Genomic DNA, 15,977 nt, shown 5'->3' with positions numbered 1-15,977 from the left:
CCCTCCCGAGATATAAGAGATCATGCCCATATGGGCACTAGTGAGACTGCAGGAATGGGCACTGGTTTTTGCAGGAATGGGCAGCCAGGTGGAAGGGTTAAAACGCCTTCGGGACAACGGCGGCCAGACGTCTCTCGACCAAGCGAAGCTCCATTTTGACAATATCAAAATCCAGCATTCAGAGTTCTACAAAGCCATCGATTTCCAGCGGTGGTTCCGCTTTCTGCAAACATGAGAACTGGCAACAAATAGACGGCGATTCAGTCTCTATCACCGATCTCGAGCGGGAGTTTCTTACCTTTGTCGATCAGGACAAAGGCGGGATCGCTCGCAGCTTTTAGAGTCCCGCCTTTCATCCATTGGGATGCGAGGAGCCGGGACACGATCCCTTGGAGCCGGTGGCCGAGGCTAAGATTCTCAAATTCCCTTGGCGGAAGTAATTCGCGCCAGTGCGGGGCTTGTCGAACACGCTCACGATGTAGGTTATGGCCGGCTTGTGATCACCTTTTGCTGCTCCCATTCGTTCATATTGATAAATCCTGAGTGTATCAGCAAAGGCGTATACATTAGCTAGCCGGACGCGCGCCCGTCCTCAAGGCTCCTGCCGGTCAGGCCCAGCGGCCTCCCGCTGCCAGTCCCTCTAGCAACCAAGCTGCTGGGCCGCTGCCCTAAGCCCGGGCTTGGGTGGTTCGAACATCGTTCCAGTCGAATCGCGCTGCCGGCCAACTTCAAGTTGCACGCTGAACTTATCGTTTGTTAAGCAGATTAGCGCACCATCATATGCGGACATGGAATGTAGCTCGTACATGGCCAAGGCCCCGGCGATTCACCCTGCGCCGGGGCTTTGTTCGTACAACCGCTTAATGTCGGCAGGCTCGATGGCGCTACCCAGCCGTAGGAGGCCGCACCGCTCCTGTGGTGTTCCACTGGATAAACTGGACTTCCTTCCGCTGACGTCCCGTACGGCCTTCAACAGCACCACGTGCAGGACACGCGTTGCCCGATAATGGTCGCAGTGTGGCGATATGAACGGTTTGATGATGCTCAGGTGCAGCGCTCCCGCTGCCACCAGGAAGCGCTCGATCTCGGTCTGCGATAACTGCTGGGAAGGTTTTGATCTGGCCATTGGCGATCTCCATTTTGATGGGGCTCGCCGCAGCACATGATCCTATTCCTGAGATCGGTGGGCAAGGCCAGCACTATCCAATCGGCAGGAGGGCGGGATTTACTTCATAGCAGCCGGGTTCTGGGCCCTCGTTGGCTACGTGCTCCGAGCCTGACGCTTTGCGCCACGCCGGATTTGGCTGATGAGCATGTCAAGTCGGCGGCCACGCTGAAGCCGCCGAGGCGTCCTGGCGCCCGCCTGTCGCCAGTGCCAAATCGTCAAGCACCTCTGCGGGGAGGCCCCCTTGCGTGTGAGTCGCTCCTCTAGGAAATGGTCTTCAGGAGTGTGCGAGCCCGAGCCGCGCCTGTTCGTCTTGGGCGAAGGCTTTGGCATCTTCCTTGGAACTGAAGCCCTTGATGCTTACCACACCGTCCTCGATAACCCGCACATAATACCTGTCTTTGACTTCCTCGATCTCGACCGAAGTCTTCCACGGTTGCTTGTTCATCAATTGCCCCCCCTGATGTCGCTGAAACGTCATCACCGGGGAAAATGTTCCAATCCGCCCGCTGCCGCAATGTGACGGGCCTTACACTTTTGGTCTAGCTCGGCGCGCCGTATCGCTGCCGGCGGGTCGGGAGTTCCGATCTTGGCGCCCTTTGCCGATTCTCATCGCCGTTGCCACCACAATTTCCTCGATTTGCCGAGGTCTTCATCCGCATGGGAAATGATCAAGAAGAACGCGGCCCGAACGATATTCTTCTTCGAGGCGTGTGGATGCACCCTGCGTGCCGCTTTGATCAATTGCTTGGGCGTCATCTCGGGCCTCACAATCCGGATGAGAGTGTCGCTAATCGCCCGCAATTCGGCTGCTTCCATAAGAAAACGTCCATCCTTTTTTTTGCGCGGTCGGCAGGCGAATGGCGCGATGATCGTACAGACCCAATGTGTTGCAGGGAACTGCAGAACCTTCAGCCTTTACGTCTGTCGATTGCAGAAATAGTGAGATGCCCTATTCATTTTGGCTTAGTTGCGCGATCGCGACCTACCCCAACAGACTGTCGATCTGATGGTAAGCGTGCGCTATCAGGCTCCTCCCGGAAATCCTGCAGCGAAGCGTGCCGCAGGTCCTGCTCGCCGCGCAAGTGTGCCTGCCATTGATTCGGAAGCCGATAAAACGCCAACGCCCTCGATCTCGACCTCGGTGACTGGGTTTCGGGCTAGCATGCCTCGCTCCCCGCGATTGCAGGCCCTGTGAGGAGCGCAAGCAGCGCGCCGGCCATATGAGTCAGCGGTATTGCCCGAAGCGTCCTGGCGGTCTGCCTTAGCCAGCCAAGGTCTATTTGATCCATGGCGAGGAAGAGATCAGCGCCAGTTTCGGGTGGCAGTATGTCGGCTCCGGTTCGAAAGTGTAAGTTCTTCACGCTCTCAGCCGTGGAGGCGGGAATGAACCTGCTGCGAACATCGCTTTCGTGCACGGCCATCGTCGGCCTGGCAGGACTATCGGCCGTACACGCTGAAGATAAGCCTGTTCCGCCAAACGGCGAAGGGACGCCTCCGCAGCCGCCAGTCCATTGCGAGGGGCAAAATTGCCAGGCTCCGGCCGAAGACCCCGTCCTCGACTGCAAGGGCCAGGATTGCAAGCGGGCTCCGGCGACCGACCAGACGCCAGGCCCGGAGATTGAAAAGATCAATGGAGAAGGATCAGCGCACGACGCAATCCTGTCAGGCGATCGGCACGACTGCTGAATGTATCGTTTCACACAATCCCCAATTGGTAGACTCGCGCGATGCATCGGCAGTTAATCCGCCGGGGCAAAGGAGGGGCAGCGAACTGGGAGGAAACGATGTCTGTCCAAAAAGGCGACTATCGAACGAACAGAGCCGACTACGTCATTGCTGTGATGCATGACCGAGCGACCGCTGACGACGGTGATCACGATGAGTTGCTGGCGAGAAAAAAGAAATCCCTTTGGCTAAGAGACCAACGATCCGCGAGATTGTCCACAAACCCGGCGCAAAGTTCGTCAGGACGGAAAAACAGACCGCGCGGTTAGCCCGTCCTGCGCCACGAGGAGTGGCTCGCGTCCTGGAGCAAAGACGCGAGCCGACCAAGAGTTGCTGTCCGGCTACAAATGCCGAGAAGATCCGCGCGATCATGTCCGATTCCCCGGTCGACTCGCTGCGTATACTTTTCGACCCTGAGATAACAGCCAGATTCGCGCCGTGCGGCATCACCATGCTCGACGACGCCGAGCAGGTGCTGGGCTAGGCACCGGTCTATCTCGGGCTGGACCCGGACACCGCCAATCCCGACGAATTGCAGAAAGCGGTGGACGTGTCGCTCGGCTTTTCCGGCGATACGCACATAGCCAAGGGTCTGGAATAGCGGACATCCTGAGCGGCCCGCGAGCCTAACTGCCGACCAGCGGCACGGTAACGGTGGTGGCGTAGTTGATCGGGAAGGCGCTGAGGTAAGGGAAGTCGACGACGAAGGCATAGGTGGCGGTCAGATGTGCCATCCGGAAGCCGCCACTCGCCGGATCGATGGCGATCGTCACGTTCACATCCTTCAAACCCAGGGCCTGCAATTTCTGCGTGGCGATTGATTGGATGTCGGCCTGGGTCAGCGTGTTCTGAAGCTGCAGCGAGCGGGATGACGTCTCCAGCGTATAGCGAACGCTGGACACGGAATGCATCGACCAACCCAAGGCGAAGATCCCGAACAGCAGTATGATGAGGAACGGCGCAATCAGGGCGAACTCCAACCCAGCCCCACCCGACCGATCCCGCCTGAAGGCGCTTGCCCCAGACTTAGCGGACACGGATCACCTCCAGATGGCCGATGATGCTGGGGGCAGAAAAGACGCCGAAGGTGAAGGGCGGCGTCCAGGTGGCCGATGCCTGGATCTGTACAAAGACCGATGGCACCTTTGGCCCACTGCACAAGGTGGAAGCATCGACCACGGTCGTCCCGCACATGTAGATCCGGCTTAGCGTGACCTGGCCGTCCGCCGGCCGCTTCTCCCAGCTCGACATGGCAACGGCCTGGGTCGCCGTATCGCTGGTCGATCCTTCCATGACCAGGTTCGCGGCGGTCTTCACCCCGGCGCGCATCGACAGCGAATTCGTCATATAGGACCAGCCGTCGACGATGCCGAGCAGCGCCAGACACAGGAAAGGCAAGACCAACGCGAACTCGACCGCGGCAACGCCCGAACCGTTGCCAAGGATCGATTTTGATCGGCGCGCCACCGCGGGCTACTCGACCAGTGCCACGGACTGCGTAGCCGGAATGTCACGCATTCCGAGGCTCGTGCAATCCTGGTCGATGGTTGAATTCCCTGACCATTGGATCGTGTTGGCAACGACCTGGGTGCACCCGTTCTTGCCGGAGAAATTGCCGAGATAATTGACCTGCTGCTTGGGGAAATAAAGCGCGCCCGTCAGCAGCGAATCCGCCGTGCCGTTGAAGGTGCTCTGTCCGCCGGTGCTGGTTCTGTCGCCATACATCAGCACACCGGAATAGGTGCCGGACGTCGGCGCGCTCAGAGTAACGGTTGCATTGCCGTTCATCGAGACCCGCGAGGCGCCGGCGAGGTAAATGGTGACGCCGTCACCAGTGACGTTGGCGTTCGCATTCACTTTGAAATCGCCGCTCTGGATGACATAGACGCCAGGCTGCATTGTGACTGTGCCGCTAAGGCTGAGCCCATTGCAGTAGGTGCCGGGTTTCAGCGGCGACTTGTTGGCGTTCTGGCAGGGGTTCGAGGCCGCCGGTGCCGGAACGTCTGCAAATGGATCAGCGGCAGGCAGCGCCTGCGTGATCGGGGCCGCGCAAACGGTCGTGACGGGATTGCTCAGAGAAACACCGCCCCCTGATATCAGGCAATCGGTCTGGAGGCTCGCCGAGCCCTGAAGCTTGATGGCATCCGAGGCGATCGAATTGGCCATGACCGAGCAGCCGATGAGCTTAACGCTGGTGTTGCCCGAAAACAGGGCTGCCTGCGAGGCGGACGGATCCAGAGCGAGCACGCAGGCTTTCGAGGCATCGGTGATAAGGGCCACCGCCCTCGCCTGCTCGGGAACCTGGCCTTGCGTGAAGATCGAGGTGAAAATCCGGTCGAGCTTTTGGCCGACGATGACCTCGACCGCCTTCTTCGCCGTGTTCGGTCCAGACGCCGGCGGCGTGTTGACGACGATCGTGCCCGAGCCAAGCCCGTTCGTTGCCGCCGACTGGGTCGCGGCCGCGACGATCGTCGGCGTGTCGGAACCCGAGATTTTCTCCAGCGCGCCGGCATAGGCCGCGGCATCGGCCGTCGCCTGCAGTTTCAGGCTGTTGTAGTACCAGTAGGAGGTCTCCACACCGAAGCCGGCGGCGCCGACAACGATCGGCAGGCTGAGAGCGAAGATGGTGGCAACATTCGCGCTTGCGCTCCGGCGTATACCGGTCGCCATCAGCCGAATTCGGGTGAAGCAATTGAAAGCCATAACTTAAATTAGAAACCACGCATATATGAAGGAACGGCTAAAAAGTTCATTTCATTTTTGAATTGGCTTCAAACAGCCGGCCCCTGACTCGCGCACGCGAAATCACGATGAACAAATCTCGCGGCAGCCGGACTCCGGCCCCATAGCAATGTGTGGCAACCTTTCCGCCCACGAAGCCTTGGAGCTACATGTTGCTGGCCGGACGAACCGGAGGCGACGGGCGATGCACCGGCCTCTGTCGCGACCCACGTGGAATGTCCGCCAACGATGCGCGGATCGGTTTAATGGATACCGACAGGGTATCCGCACGGCGCTTCAGCACCTTGGCTGACATCTTCGCAACGAGATCTCGTATATCCATGGGCGCTCCTCCCGAGCAGCCCCCCCCGCCGCACCTTGTTAGCAACGATGCAAGTTGTCCGCATTTAACTTTGATGTATCGAAGCAGTGAAGTTGTCAGTCTCGTTGGACAGGATGTTCCGTCACTAGCAGTCGCTAGCGAAGGTCAGGCAGGACGTTGGGCCGAGATATCCGGGCCATAAGTCTTATGCATCGCCTCCATTGGTCCTGGTTTGCCTTCTCTCCGGCCAGTTCAGGAATAATCGAGCGACTGGCCACGTTGCCTCCAGGTTAGCAAGGAGGACCATCATGCCTAAATTGACTTCGAGCCGATTCATCTTCTTCGCATTGCGTGCCTCGACAGCGTTGGCTCTGACAGCAGCCCCCTATCAACTAAACCTGCACGCCGTGGCCAAGATCGGCCCCGCCGCAGCCTACGCGAAGGGCGAAGGTGGTGGGGGCGGTGGCGGAGAGGGCCATGGCGGCGACTCAGGCGGTAGTTCCGGCTCCGGCGGCAGCTCCGGTTCAGGCGGCAATTCCGGCTCCGATGGCGGAGGAGATGACGGCGGCAATTCCGGCTCGGGCGGGCCTGACGATGGCGCCGGTGACGACCATGGTGCCGACGATCATGGCGACGATGACGGCCATGAGCATGTGAATCCGACGACCGGCAACAAGGTCGAAGTGGACGGCAGCAAGATCGAGGTCACTCATCCCGACGGAACCAAGGAGGAGGTCGAGAACGGCCAGTTCGAGATGAAGGATGCAACCGGCCGCACCATCATCGAGCGCCCTGCCACTCCTGACGACATAGCCCGTCTGCAGGGCGCATAAGCCCAAACAATTTGAGGCGGGGCTGGTTCATCAAAGGCCCCGCCTCTTCAATGTCCCGCTTCGCGGATCAGTTCCCTGGCGCTATCAGTTCACCTGAACCCGATATTGCCGTAGGTCTGCACCTTGTCAGCGAACCTGCCATCAAAAGTAGCGTACACCGAGGTGCTGGAGTTCCGGTTCAGCTTGACGCCAGCGTTGACGGTGACAGCGTCTTCTGCCGCTGCCAAGCGGACGGCCAAGTTGCCGGACTTGTAGCGAAGGGCCGCGCTGCCAACCACAGGATCGCCGGAAGCCACGCCCGAATTGCCGTCCTCCGTCGCCCAGTAATTCCAGCGTTGCTCGTTAGGGGCCTTGGTCAAGGCATCGAACGGATTTGTCTCGCCCGTCGGTTCGGCATAGGCCGTTGCCGGCACTTTCAGGCGGAAAGAACTGGAGCCGCCTCAGCCGCCAGTCCAGCTGCAAGCTCTCTTTGTACGGCCAGGAAAAACCTGCGTACTTCATCACTGGCTGTTGCCCTGTCTCTGCCTGACCCGACAACGAGGTCAAGCAACTCGGCTGCTTTAGCCCTCCAGAACGAGGCTGCAGATTCGCCATGCAGATGGTCGAGCTTGGCTGCAACTTCTCTGACGAGGAATAGCTGACGGTCGATTGGGAATGCACGAACTTTTGCTGGGGACATCTTCCGAACCATGAGACTGACGCAACGAATCAACCATTGCCGAACAAGCAATGGCGTAGCCTCTGATGTGGAAACGGAAGCTTAACGCCGCCGTCGATGCGTCGTCACGGAAGGACACACACACAATGATCAGCACATGAGATCATCACGCGTTCAAGCAAAGTTGGTTGAAAGGCCGAGTTGGTCGATTGGACAGGCGAAGCAGTCGTCAGGCCTGCAGCCCCCTCGCCTCGCCGCCACGCTTCCGCGGCGCCATCATGTCGCTGGCCATCAGCCCGGTGACACGGCAGAACGCCATGAACGCCCGACAGGCATCCTCGGTCTTGACCACGTCAACCGTGGCGCCAAAGCAAGCATTGAAGGCTTTTTGATACACCGGCCCCTGCCGGCGCGCCGGCCAGTCCTGGAGAAAATCCAGCGCCTGCTCGACGCTGTAAATCTCCTCGACGGGCAAGCCGGGGCCTTGCGCAATGCGCACCGGCACCTCGAATTGCAATCTGTCCATCAGACATCTCCCGAACTGGCGCCGCCCAAGCAACGCAGTTCGTCATCAAAAGTTGCGTTGCCCGATTTGTGGCGGGCAAATGTGTCGTCACTGCGGAAACGGCCGTTTCTGCTGCAAACGGACCGAGGAAAGTTCTGCCTGGGTCGCGGCCGCGATGATCGTCGGCTTGTCGGAACCCGATATCTGTTCGAACGCGCCGGCATCGACCCTGGCATCGGACGTCGCCTGCAGTTTCAGGCTGGTCTCCACACCGAAACCCGCGGCACCGACAACGATCGGCAAGGTCAGCGCGAAGATGGTGGGAACATTTGCGCTCGGGTCACCTGGAACCCGACATTGCCGCCATCACTTTGACACAGCTGTTTTGACGCCGACGCTTCGCATCATCGTGCACCCCGAATAGCCAGCCTTCTTGATTACGGACAAACCTGCCTTGGAGGCGTCCTCGGCTGTCTTGGCCGCGGCCGCCACGCATCCCATCTTGGGATACAGGCAACAGACTTCGGCAAAGACGGCCTTTGAATTGTTTGTGGTGGCAGGATTGCTGCTGCAGGTCTTGGAGACAGCTGTGCAAGCCTCGAATGCCGCCTTGGCAGCGGCCTTCTGGTTCTTCCCCCAAGCGATTGGGGCTACAGCCTCATTGCTACTGGCAAGGGCCGCCCAGCGTTCTGCGGCATAGGCCGGGGCCATGGACAAGATGAGAACCATGAAAATAATGACCTGTCGCATTCAACCCTCCAATGTCAGTGACCATCTTGGCAGAAGGCTTCAGTTGAGACCTTCGAGGATCGACGACAGACTTTCATTTGCGCCGTTGGCAGTGGCCGTCGTGTTCGTGTTCGAGGTCTGGTTGCCTGTACTGTCCTGGTTGGTATCGATGGCCGCGGTCGAGCCGTTGATGATAATGCACGTATAGTTGCCCGTGGACGTAGCGGTGCCGCCGCCGCCGCAGCCAAATGACGTTCCCGCATAGCCCGCGGTCGCATCGGCCTTTGCATGAGAATCCATCAGCGCGGCAATGCTCGCGCGACTGGCCTCCTGCCGGGGTTGCCATCCTGCGTTTCCCATAAGCGGGTCGGCAAAGGTGGGACCGGCCAGAAAAACGGCGGCGCAGATTGTGCCGAAGACAATAGACATTCTGGGCGTGATCATAGCGATGCCTTTCTTGGCTAGGAGAAAGGAGGGGCGTTGTGCGCCCCTCCCAAGTGGTATCGATCAAATGTCGGGGGTCCCGACCTTGATGCTCAGGTTGTTTCCAACCGCCGTGGCCGAATTGGAAATGATCGGCGTAATATCGCCGCCGCCGCCAAAGCCGGCTGCGCCAAGGCCAGTATAGTTGTTGAGATTGACATCCGTGACCGATGCGGCCGCCGATACGTTGGCATAGCCCCATTGGGTTAGATCGGCCACGACGACATGATTGGCCGGGTTGTCAGACGAGATCGAGAACGAAGCATTGTTGGTGACCGCGGTCGCCGAGTTTTCGACATAGGCATTGAGGATGTCGGAAACGCTTGCCGATGCGGAAACCGCCGCGGGCTCGATGAAGCCGGTCGCAGCTGCAACCGTCAGCAGGCCGGCGATCGAGGTGTGCTCGTTCAGATCCTGCAACTCGCCGTCGACCTCGGTGACGCCGTAAGCTCCGATGAGGAAACCCAGCGCGTCAGGGCAACTGCTGTCACCTTCTCCATCGCCGCCACAGGTCGTGTTGAAATTGCCCGCAGCAAACTGAGCGTCATGCAGGTAGATCGGGACGTCCGCGGAGATGCTCTGGTTGTTGGAGACCGCAGTTGCAGCATTCTCCACCTTAGGCAGATCAGCTGCATCGAGCGCTCCAGCCGATGCCAGCGTGCCTGACACGTTGATCTGGAAGTTGGCCTGCTCACCAATCTCATCCACGTTTCCGTAATTGCCGGCGCCCTGATCCACAAGGGTTACAGTGAGGCCGCCGACGGTCTGAGACGTGAAGCTGGAAGCCGGCGGGCCGGAAATGGCATTGGTTGCCGACTCCGCCGTGTCATTGATATTGGCCGGGCTGCCGTCGATATAGTTGATTGCAGCGTCAAACGTCTGGTCGATCGTTCCATCGGTGGCGCCAGCCGCGTTGTTATTGATGCCGCTGACATTCGACACTGCAGTGATGTCGCCGAAATGCGCCTGCAGCTTTTCGACCTGCACCAGGCCGGTCGGATCAATGTTGGTCGTGACATCGATGTCAAGGTTGAGATCTTCGTGGGTGACGTTGTCCCAGGCCCAGTCGACCTGGTCGAAGGCGAACGCCGCAGGTGCGGCCCCCATCAGCGCAGCGGATGCCACCGCGCCCAATAGCCATGTCTTGTAGTTCGTCATCATTCTCTCCTACGCTTCTGGTTTCTGCTTCAAGTAAGACGCCATGTTCCCGTTCTTCACTAAGGCGCAGCTGTCGCCCCCCGGCAGACCGAGAAACTCCGTCATGATCTGGTAGACTGCCATTTCAGCGACGGACCGCACGCCAAGCTGAAGCGGTTCATTGCGAATCGCTCCGGCGTCGAACTCGACGAGGGTATTTCCAAAGAATTTGAAGACGTTGGCTTCTACTTCGTAGCCGTAGATCTGCTTCTGCAGGCTTGAGACATAAGCGATCTGGAAGTTGCGGGCGTTGATGACGCGCAAGTCGAGCGCGACGTTGATGACGACCGTGCGCGCGCTGCCGCCCATGCCCTTGATGAAGAGCTGGCCGCCACCGGAGACGATATTGTAGTTGAGTTCCGTCAGGGCGCCGACGACTATGAAGTCGCTTGCGGGCAGTTTGCCGTATTGCGCTTCCGTGCGGGAGAGCTTCTTCTGTTCGGCGAGTTTGACTTCCGCGAGTGGAATGCGAAGGTCGAGACGTTCGACCTGTTTCACTTTCTTAGTTTTCTGGAGCGCGCTGATCACCATTTCCGACGCACCCTGGCTGAGTGCGTGGCTGTTGTTGTCGGCGTCGATCTGCCCCGTCTTGTCGGCGATTTCTCCCACTGAAAATACCGGCAGGCGTTTGGTCTTCACGTCGAGAGCCGCCAACTGCTCCAGGCATTGGCTGTAGGGGGTCGGATTGTTGGTGACTGCGTAGCTGTAGAGAGGCTTGACGCCCGCCGAGGTAAGGTCTGGCGGTACCGTGGCACATCCCGAAACAGCCAGAGCACTGGCTGTCGACAAGGCGAACATAGCCTTCAACATCGTTTCCCCCGCAGCCGTCGTGCACGGCCTTTTGCCCCACAACTGGAAGGCTAAGCGAGTGCGTCGGAAACGTTAAATGTTATTAATAGTCGAGCGAGGTTCAAATAGGCATACTGCCGAGAATAATGGGTACGCAATATTCTCGCCAAAAGGGAAAGTTGGAGTGGTGCACAGCCCGAAATGATTACCTCGAAAGAGCTGTGTCTCATATGCAATAGTCAGTTTCAACGTTGGAGGATGCAGCGCATTTTCTTGTTGCCGCGAGAGGGCGTGGCAAGATTCGAGGGAACTCGGAGCGCCCTGTCTCGCGGTTAAAGCATCGCTGTTTAGACAGGGCCAGGGTTGCCATGCCAACCTCCGAAGACATCAATGCCGGAAGCATCGTCGGTATTGCGGTGGACGAGTCAGCGCTTGCGGCTGCTATCGCGACGGTGCTTACCTCAAGCCGCCACGAGCACGTGGTGTTTGAGAAGCCAAGTGTCAGTTCTGGATCGTGGCCTGAACTGGACTTCACCGCTGTCATCGCGTCTCCGGAAGCCGCCAGGCGCTGGCGGCACGCTATGCCGGTCAAGCCACGATGGCCGATGATCTTTGCCTTTGAGCGTAATGCACTGATGAATTTTCATTGCCTGGCGACTGGGAATTCCTTTGTGCTAACCGATGAAAACCTGGCCCACCTTCCCACCCTGGTCACGCTCAGCCGCTATGGCCTGAGCATCATGCCGCGAGGCATCGATAGCGACAGCGCAAGCGTCAACCCTCGCCTGCTACGAATCTCGTATCTGTCATTGCAGGATCGCGAGATTCTGAGCGAACTGGGCCGGGGCAGCAGCAACAAGTTGATAGCCTGCAAGCTAAGCCTTTCCCTTGCCATGGTAAAATTCAAAGTCCGCCGCATCATCGCCGTCCTGGAGTTTCGCAACCGCACCGAAGCGGCTGTATTCTCCGCCACAATGCCTTCGGGTGTTGAACGCTCTACTCCCTATGACAGCGGCTTGACTAAAAAGATGAGATCCCTTGCCTTTCCACCGAATTGAGCCATTTTTGTCCTACGCTAATTGGCCGGTGGATGAAATTCATGCGCAAACATGTTCCGCTCATTGCAGGGTGTTTGGCTTGCCTGTTGTTTGTTGGTGTTGCCGACGCGCAGCAGAACAACAAGCCGTTCAATTTTCCTGCTGCCGGCGGCATGGGCATAAGCACTGCGGGCAAGCAGGCTATCCTCGATCAGAAGCTCACCGGAGCGGCACCGGATAACCTTGCCCGAGGTCCGGATGGCGTCCTTGTCGAAATTGGACACGGGCCAGGCGGCGTGGCGATCGGCACGATATCAGGAGGGAGTGGCGTTGCGACCCTTGTTCCGCATAAGAGGTTGCCATGGAGCAATGGCGTTGATCAGTTCAACAGTTTTTTTGTAAAATTCAACGGTCTGTCCTTCCGGTCCGAGATTGGCACGACCTCAGGGCAGATGGTCGATTCCTGGACCGGAGCTGTCTATGGCTTGATCGCGGGCGGTGGCAACTCTGTCGATCAGTGGACCAGCATGGTCTATCCCTGAGTTAAATTAAACGCGGCGAGGCTCCGTCGTCCGAACTCCTACAGCTTTGTTTTTGCCGGACAATGCCAAATCTGCCACGCGCCGTTGCGGCGTCGTTGAAAAGCCGTTCGGGGTTGTCGAAAAGCCGTTCTGCAACGCCCATATAGCTGCCTGTGTGCGGTTCTGAGCCCCGATTTTTTTTAGGATCGTCTTGACGTGAACCTTCACGGTGGCTTCCGTGATGCTGAGTTTCGTTGCGATTATCTTGTTGGAGCAGCCATCGATGAGCCATTCGACAATCTGAAGCTCGCGATGTGAAAGCTGCACGTCCTTTGTTTGTGCGCGCGCCCAATTTTTTCCTCCGAGCAGCAACGCCAGTTGGCTGGGGAATACTTTTTCGCCAAGCACGACCAGATTGAGTGACTCAAGCAAAGCCTCGGGCGAAATCTCCTTCAGCAGATAGCCGTCCACGCCGCCGGCGAAACTTGCGGCGAGTTGGCTATGCTCAACGGTGTCTGCGAGCAGAACGACGAAGGCGGCAGGCTGAAGGGATTTCAGGTGGCGGATCTCGTCCGTAATCGTCCTGATGTCACTCGGCTTGTGGACCAGAAAGAGCCATTGGCCTTCATCGCAGAGTGGCAAGATTTCATGCATGGATATTGCTTCGCAATCCACCGCAAAAGCGGTGTCTTGCAATATCCTAGTCAGCCCCGCGCAAAACAATTTGCTCAGACCGACCAAGCACGTACGCATGATTCCCCCGGAACGAAATGCGACAAATCAGAGAATTTGAAGCAACCCCAACAGCATGATCAGGATGCGGCAAAAACACCGCTGACGACGACCCCCATCTCTAAGATATTGTCTAAATGTTTAACCATTGTAAGGCATAAACCGGCAAATGCAAAGAGAGCCGCTTCCGATGATACAGTAGGGGCTCGACGCGATAGCTTTTTTGAAAACCGGTAAACGTCACATACACCACTCCGCCAATTTGGCATATCCTCGACGCCGTACCGCTTTCACCGACTGCCTCTACGGCTATCGGCTAGGCCCTCATGCACGGGGCCGCGCGCTCGGTCTCTCGGTCGAAACCGGCGCCACCACCAAGCAGTACGGTTTTAGCACTCGCTCCCCGATCAATAATTGCACGGCGCGAGGATGTCCTATCGCAGTGCCCTGATATTCGAAGTTTGTGGCAGCGCCCCAGCGTCGACAATGCCAATACTGTCGGGCTTTGAGCCGTTATCGCGATGTCGCCGGCCGGTCCGTGCATTCCCTCTGCACCTGCCGCGAAAAACCGACGAACATCATCGCAGGCCGATGCCTTGTCCTTGCCGGAGATGACGACAAGATCGAGGAGTTCGGAAGTGCGTCGTCACGGCGGAAACGGCCGTTTTTGCTGCAAACGGCCCAAGCAAAGTCCTGCCGGCAACAGTTCGTCCGGCAGAACCTTCCCACTCGACGGCACCACTATTGATTGATCGGGTCGGTCTCCGCGTCGAAGGCCATGCGCACCGCCGTCAGCAGAACATAGGCCGACGGCAGGGCGAACAAGGCGCCAAGGACGAGCGCTCCGCTTCCCGACAGATAGAGCGTCTCGGCGATCGCCCAATAGACGGTCCCGATACAGATGAACGCCTGGACGGACAGGAACGAAGCAGCCGAGGCCGCACGCGACAGGCTTTTGAATGTCTTGATACGTTGTTGCATTGCAATCATCCGAAAATGACGCGCCGCACCCGCCATGCGCGGCTCCTGGCCGCCGCACGGGTCGCGACGCGAATGGCTTGGAAATGGCGGTGAACGTGCGGTCCTGGACCGTTCAGGCCTGCGTGGAGGGCGGCGCACGCGGCTGGTTGGTGCTCGCGCCAGCGGCGAAGACCGTGCCCGATCCGGCAACAACCACCGCCGGCGACATCGGAGCGAGCCAAAGGAAAACAGCTTGCGGGGCCGGCAGCGCCGGATAACCGCCGGCGAACTTGGCCAGCACCGGCCGGGCAGTGCGAACCTCCAGGGCCTGGGCCTTGTTGGTGACACGCAGCAGCGCCGCGACTTCGCCCGACCGTTCCAGGCCAACGCTGGCGCCGCCCTGGGCAGGGTCCGCGAAGGCGGACACATCAGGCCGGCCGAGGCAAAGCATCGCCAGCAGCACCAAGCCCATCAGACATGAGCAGGCTGCCGTCAGCGGCGCTTCAAGCGATCTGGCGCGCTTTTGGGCTGGACGCGATCTCCAAAACATCGTCCCGCCCTAGCTTACGATGGCTGGAAAGGAAAGCAAACCGTGTAAAAACCGACGAGAGATCGCCCCGACGCGACGAATATCGCGACGGCTTGGGTTGCATCAGGCAGTTCTTCCTTGAACCTTTTGCCCTCAAGTGCCAAATCTGGTGGGATTTTCACGCCAGCACTCCTGCAGCCCACCCTTCTATACGGACAAAATGGTCACCTATCTCGACGCCGCGACGGCCCCCCTCAGAAACACCGGCCAGATCCGCCTCTATGGCGAGGACGGTTTTGCCGGCATGCGCAAGGCATGCGACCTCACCGCGCGTTGCCTGGACGCGCTGGTGCCGATGGTCGCGCCCGGCGTCACCACGGACACCGTCGATCGTTTCGTCTTCGAGTTCGGCATGGATCACGGCGCACTGCCGGCAACGCTCAACTATCGCGGCTACACGAAATCGTCCTGCACCTCGATCAACCACGTCGTCTGCCATGGCATCCCCGACAACAAGCCGCTGAAGGATGGCGACATCGTCAACATCGACGTCACCTACATCCTCGATGGCTGGCACGGCGATTCCTCGCGCATGTATCCGGTCGGCACGATCAAGCGCGCGGCGGAACGCCTGCTCGAGGTCACCCATGAATGCCTGATGCGCGGCATTGCCGCGGTCAGGCCCGGTGCCCGCACCGGCGCCATCGGCGCCGCCATCCAGACTTTTGCGGAGGCGGAGCGCTGCTCGGTGGTGCGTGATTTCTGCGGCCATGGCGTCGGCCAGCTCTTCCACGACGCTCCGAATATCCTGCACTATGGCAGCGCCAATGAGGGCGTCGAGATGCGGCCCGGCATGATCTTCACCATCGAGCCGATGATCAACCTCGGCCGCCCGCATGTGAAAGTGCTGTCGGATGGCTGGACGGCAGTGACGCGCGACCGTTCGCTGTCGGCGCAGTACGAGCATACGATCGGCGTGACCGACACCGGCTGCGAGATTTTCACGCTCTCGCCCAACAACCTCGACCGTCCCGGTCTGCCGGCCTAGTATTTGATACACCGGGCGAG

22 protein-coding genes and 1 pseudogene are annotated in these 15,977 nt (G+C 59.0%); 6 read left to right on the top strand and 17 right to left on the bottom strand.

What is annotated here, in order from left to right; translation table 11 throughout:
- Positions 1–40: 40 nt before the first annotated feature.
- Positions 41–235, top strand: coding sequence for a hypothetical protein (locus AC56QX_RS21495; RefSeq protein WP_497110465.1), 195 nt, complete (start codon positions 41–43; stop codon positions 233–235).
- Positions 236–884: 649 nt separating this feature from the next.
- On the opposite strand, the pseudogene AC56QX_RS21490 reads toward AC56QX_RS21495, so the two are convergent.
- The 3 genes and pseudogenes from AC56QX_RS21490 to AC56QX_RS21480 all read right to left on the bottom strand — a co-directional run bounded on the left by AC56QX_RS21490 (position 885) and on the right by AC56QX_RS21480 (position 1,984).
- Positions 885–1,126: pseudogene (locus AC56QX_RS21490) on the bottom strand (hypothetical protein).
- Between the two features lie 316 nt (positions 1,127–1,442).
- Positions 1,443–1,613 (bottom strand): hypothetical protein, encoded by a 171-nt coding sequence (locus AC56QX_RS21485; protein ID WP_497110464.1) that lies wholly within the window; start codon positions 1,611–1,613, stop codon positions 1,443–1,445.
- A 161-nt stretch (positions 1,614–1,774) separates the two neighbouring features.
- Positions 1,775–1,984, bottom strand: a complete 210-nt coding sequence (locus AC56QX_RS21480; protein WP_477437213.1) for a hypothetical protein — start codon at positions 1,982–1,984, stop codon at positions 1,775–1,777.
- Positions 1,985–2,551: 567 nt separating this feature from the next.
- Between AC56QX_RS21480 and AC56QX_RS21475 the strand changes: the two genes are divergently transcribed.
- Positions 2,552–2,854: a hypothetical protein gene (locus AC56QX_RS21475; RefSeq protein ID WP_497110463.1), complete on the top strand. Its 303-nt coding sequence runs from the start codon at positions 2,552–2,554 to the stop codon at positions 2,852–2,854.
- Positions 2,855–3,519: 665 nt separating this feature from the next.
- On the opposite strand, the gene AC56QX_RS21470 is transcribed toward AC56QX_RS21475, so the two are convergent.
- Genes AC56QX_RS21470 through AC56QX_RS21460 form a run of 3 tightly spaced genes read right to left on the bottom strand, consistent with a single transcriptional unit; the run spans position 3,520 to position 5,596 of the window.
- Complete coding sequence (locus AC56QX_RS21470) at positions 3,520–3,930, bottom strand: TadE/TadG family type IV pilus assembly protein (RefSeq protein WP_497110461.1); 411 nt, start codon at positions 3,928–3,930, stop codon at positions 3,520–3,522.
- Positions 3,920–4,360, bottom strand: coding sequence for a TadE/TadG family type IV pilus assembly protein (locus AC56QX_RS21465; RefSeq protein ID WP_497110460.1), 441 nt, complete (start codon positions 4,358–4,360; stop codon positions 3,920–3,922). The genes AC56QX_RS21470 and AC56QX_RS21465 overlap by 11 nt, the downstream gene beginning before the upstream one ends.
- A 6-nt stretch (positions 4,361–4,366) precedes the next feature.
- Positions 4,367–5,596, bottom strand: coding sequence for a pilus assembly protein TadG-related protein (locus AC56QX_RS21460; protein ID WP_497110459.1), 1,230 nt, complete (start codon positions 5,594–5,596; stop codon positions 4,367–4,369).
- A 648-nt stretch (positions 5,597–6,244) separates the two neighbouring features.
- On the opposite strand from AC56QX_RS21460, the gene AC56QX_RS21455 reads away from it, so the two are divergent.
- On the top strand, positions 6,245–6,769 hold the full coding sequence (locus tag AC56QX_RS21455; protein ID WP_497110458.1) for a hypothetical protein: 525 nt from the start codon (positions 6,245–6,247) through the stop codon (positions 6,767–6,769).
- A gap of 89 nt (positions 6,770–6,858) precedes the next feature.
- Here AC56QX_RS21455 and AC56QX_RS21450 read toward each other — a convergent pair whose 3' ends face one another.
- The 8 genes from AC56QX_RS21450 to AC56QX_RS21415 all read right to left on the bottom strand — a co-directional run bounded on the left by AC56QX_RS21450 (position 6,859) and on the right by AC56QX_RS21415 (position 11,151).
- Positions 6,859–7,182, bottom strand: coding sequence for a hypothetical protein (locus AC56QX_RS21450; RefSeq protein WP_497110457.1), 324 nt, complete (start codon positions 7,180–7,182; stop codon positions 6,859–6,861).
- 2 nt (positions 7,183–7,184) lie between these two features.
- A complete protein-coding gene (locus tag AC56QX_RS21445; protein WP_497110455.1) occupies positions 7,185–7,448 on the bottom strand; it encodes a DUF6074 family protein in 264 nt (87 codons plus the stop codon).
- Positions 7,449–7,656: 208 nt separating this feature from the next.
- On the bottom strand, positions 7,657–7,953 hold the full coding sequence (locus AC56QX_RS21440; RefSeq protein WP_497110452.1) for a DUF982 domain-containing protein: 297 nt from the start codon (positions 7,951–7,953) through the stop codon (positions 7,657–7,659).
- 87 nt (positions 7,954–8,040) lie between these two features.
- A complete protein-coding gene (locus AC56QX_RS21435; RefSeq protein WP_497110450.1) occupies positions 8,041–8,235 on the bottom strand; it encodes a hypothetical protein in 195 nt (64 codons plus the stop codon).
- 63 nt (positions 8,236–8,298) lie between these two features.
- Complete coding sequence (locus tag AC56QX_RS21430; RefSeq protein WP_497110448.1) at positions 8,299–8,682, bottom strand: hypothetical protein; 384 nt, start codon at positions 8,680–8,682, stop codon at positions 8,299–8,301.
- Positions 8,683–8,721: 39 nt separating this feature from the next.
- Positions 8,722–9,105, bottom strand: a complete 384-nt coding sequence (locus tag AC56QX_RS21425; RefSeq protein WP_497110446.1) for a hypothetical protein — start codon at positions 9,103–9,105, stop codon at positions 8,722–8,724.
- A 63-nt stretch (positions 9,106–9,168) separates the two neighbouring features.
- Positions 9,169–10,302 carry a hypothetical protein gene (locus AC56QX_RS21420; RefSeq protein WP_497110444.1) on the bottom strand — a complete coding sequence of 378 codons (1,134 nt, stop codon included), beginning with the start codon at positions 10,300–10,302 and terminating at the stop codon, positions 9,169–9,171.
- Between the two features lie 9 nt (positions 10,303–10,311).
- On the bottom strand, positions 10,312–11,151 hold the full coding sequence (locus AC56QX_RS21415; RefSeq protein WP_497110443.1) for a CsgG/HfaB family protein: 840 nt from the start codon (positions 11,149–11,151) through the stop codon (positions 10,312–10,314).
- Positions 11,152–11,498: 347 nt separating this feature from the next.
- Here AC56QX_RS21415 and AC56QX_RS21410 point away from each other — a divergent pair, with 347 nt between their 5' ends.
- The gene (locus AC56QX_RS21410; RefSeq protein ID WP_497110442.1) at positions 11,499–12,188 is read left to right on the top strand and encodes a helix-turn-helix domain-containing protein; all 690 of its coding nucleotides are present in this window, start codon (positions 11,499–11,501) and stop codon (positions 12,186–12,188) included.
- Between the two features lie 41 nt (positions 12,189–12,229).
- On the top strand, positions 12,230–12,709 hold the full coding sequence (locus AC56QX_RS21405) for a hypothetical protein (protein WP_497110441.1): 480 nt from the start codon (positions 12,230–12,232) through the stop codon (positions 12,707–12,709).
- Between the two features lie 6 nt (positions 12,710–12,715).
- Here AC56QX_RS21405 and AC56QX_RS21400 read toward each other — a convergent pair whose 3' ends face one another.
- The 3 genes from AC56QX_RS21400 to AC56QX_RS21390 all read right to left on the bottom strand — a co-directional run bounded on the left by AC56QX_RS21400 (position 12,716) and on the right by AC56QX_RS21390 (position 14,930).
- Positions 12,716–13,342, bottom strand: coding sequence for a LuxR C-terminal-related transcriptional regulator (locus AC56QX_RS21400; protein ID WP_497110439.1), 627 nt, complete (start codon positions 13,340–13,342; stop codon positions 12,716–12,718).
- A gap of 819 nt (positions 13,343–14,161) precedes the next feature.
- Positions 14,162–14,437: a hypothetical protein gene (locus AC56QX_RS21395; protein ID WP_497110437.1), complete on the bottom strand. Its 276-nt coding sequence runs from the start codon at positions 14,435–14,437 to the stop codon at positions 14,162–14,164.
- Positions 14,438–14,513: 76 nt separating this feature from the next.
- On the bottom strand, positions 14,514–14,930 hold the full coding sequence (locus AC56QX_RS21390) for a hypothetical protein (protein ID WP_497110436.1): 417 nt from the start codon (positions 14,928–14,930) through the stop codon (positions 14,514–14,516).
- 199 nt (positions 14,931–15,129) lie between these two features.
- Here AC56QX_RS21390 and map point away from each other — a divergent pair, with 199 nt between their 5' ends.
- Positions 15,130–15,957: a type I methionyl aminopeptidase gene (gene map, locus AC56QX_RS21385; RefSeq protein WP_497110434.1), complete on the top strand. Its 828-nt coding sequence runs from the start codon at positions 15,130–15,132 to the stop codon at positions 15,955–15,957.
- Positions 15,958–15,977: the final 20 nt, after the last annotated feature.

The organism is Mesorhizobium sp. RCAM 06353 (assembly GCF_059683585.1).
Note: the sequence above shows the minus strand (reverse complement) of the source record. Positions and strands in the feature narration are given on the sequence as shown.

Coding starts and splice junctions, on each gene's coding strand:
- AC56QX_RS21485 (WP_497110464.1), bottom strand. CDS start 1,613: ATGAACAAGCAACCGTGGAAGACTTCGGTCGAGATCGAGGAAGTCAAA.
- AC56QX_RS21480 (WP_477437213.1), bottom strand. CDS start 1,984: ATGGAAGCAGCCGAATTGCGGGCGATTAGCGACACTCTCATCCGGATT.
- AC56QX_RS21475 (WP_497110463.1), top strand. CDS start 2,552: ATGAACCTGCTGCGAACATCGCTTTCGTGCACGGCCATCGTCGGCCTG.
- AC56QX_RS21460 (WP_497110459.1), bottom strand. CDS start 5,596: ATGGCTTTCAATTGCTTCACCCGAATTCGGCTGATGGCGACCGGTATA.
- AC56QX_RS21455 (WP_497110458.1), top strand. CDS start 6,245: ATGCCTAAATTGACTTCGAGCCGATTCATCTTCTTCGCATTGCGTGCC.
- AC56QX_RS21445 (WP_497110455.1), bottom strand. CDS start 7,448: ATGTCCCCAGCAAAAGTTCGTGCATTCCCAATCGACCGTCAGCTATTC.
- AC56QX_RS21440 (WP_497110452.1), bottom strand. CDS start 7,953: ATGGACAGATTGCAATTCGAGGTGCCGGTGCGCATTGCGCAAGGCCCC.
- AC56QX_RS21430 (WP_497110448.1), bottom strand. CDS start 8,682: ATGCGACAGGTCATTATTTTCATGGTTCTCATCTTGTCCATGGCCCCG.
- AC56QX_RS21425 (WP_497110446.1), bottom strand. CDS start 9,105: ATGATCACGCCCAGAATGTCTATTGTCTTCGGCACAATCTGCGCCGCC.
- AC56QX_RS21420 (WP_497110444.1), bottom strand. CDS start 10,302: ATGACGAACTACAAGACATGGCTATTGGGCGCGGTGGCATCCGCTGCG.
- AC56QX_RS21415 (WP_497110443.1), bottom strand. CDS start 11,151: ATGTTGAAGGCTATGTTCGCCTTGTCGACAGCCAGTGCTCTGGCTGTT.
- AC56QX_RS21410 (WP_497110442.1), top strand. CDS start 11,499: ATGCCAACCTCCGAAGACATCAATGCCGGAAGCATCGTCGGTATTGCG.
- AC56QX_RS21405 (WP_497110441.1), top strand. CDS start 12,230: ATGCGCAAACATGTTCCGCTCATTGCAGGGTGTTTGGCTTGCCTGTTG.
- AC56QX_RS21400 (WP_497110439.1), bottom strand. CDS start 13,342: ATGCATGAAATCTTGCCACTCTGCGATGAAGGCCAATGGCTCTTTCTG.
- AC56QX_RS21395 (WP_497110437.1), bottom strand. CDS start 14,437: ATGGCGGGTGCGGCGCGTCATTTTCGGATGATTGCAATGCAACAACGT.
- AC56QX_RS21390 (WP_497110436.1), bottom strand. CDS start 14,930: ATGTTTTGGAGATCGCGTCCAGCCCAAAAGCGCGCCAGATCGCTTGAA.
- map (WP_497110434.1), top strand. CDS start 15,130: ATGGTCACCTATCTCGACGCCGCGACGGCCCCCCTCAGAAACACCGGC.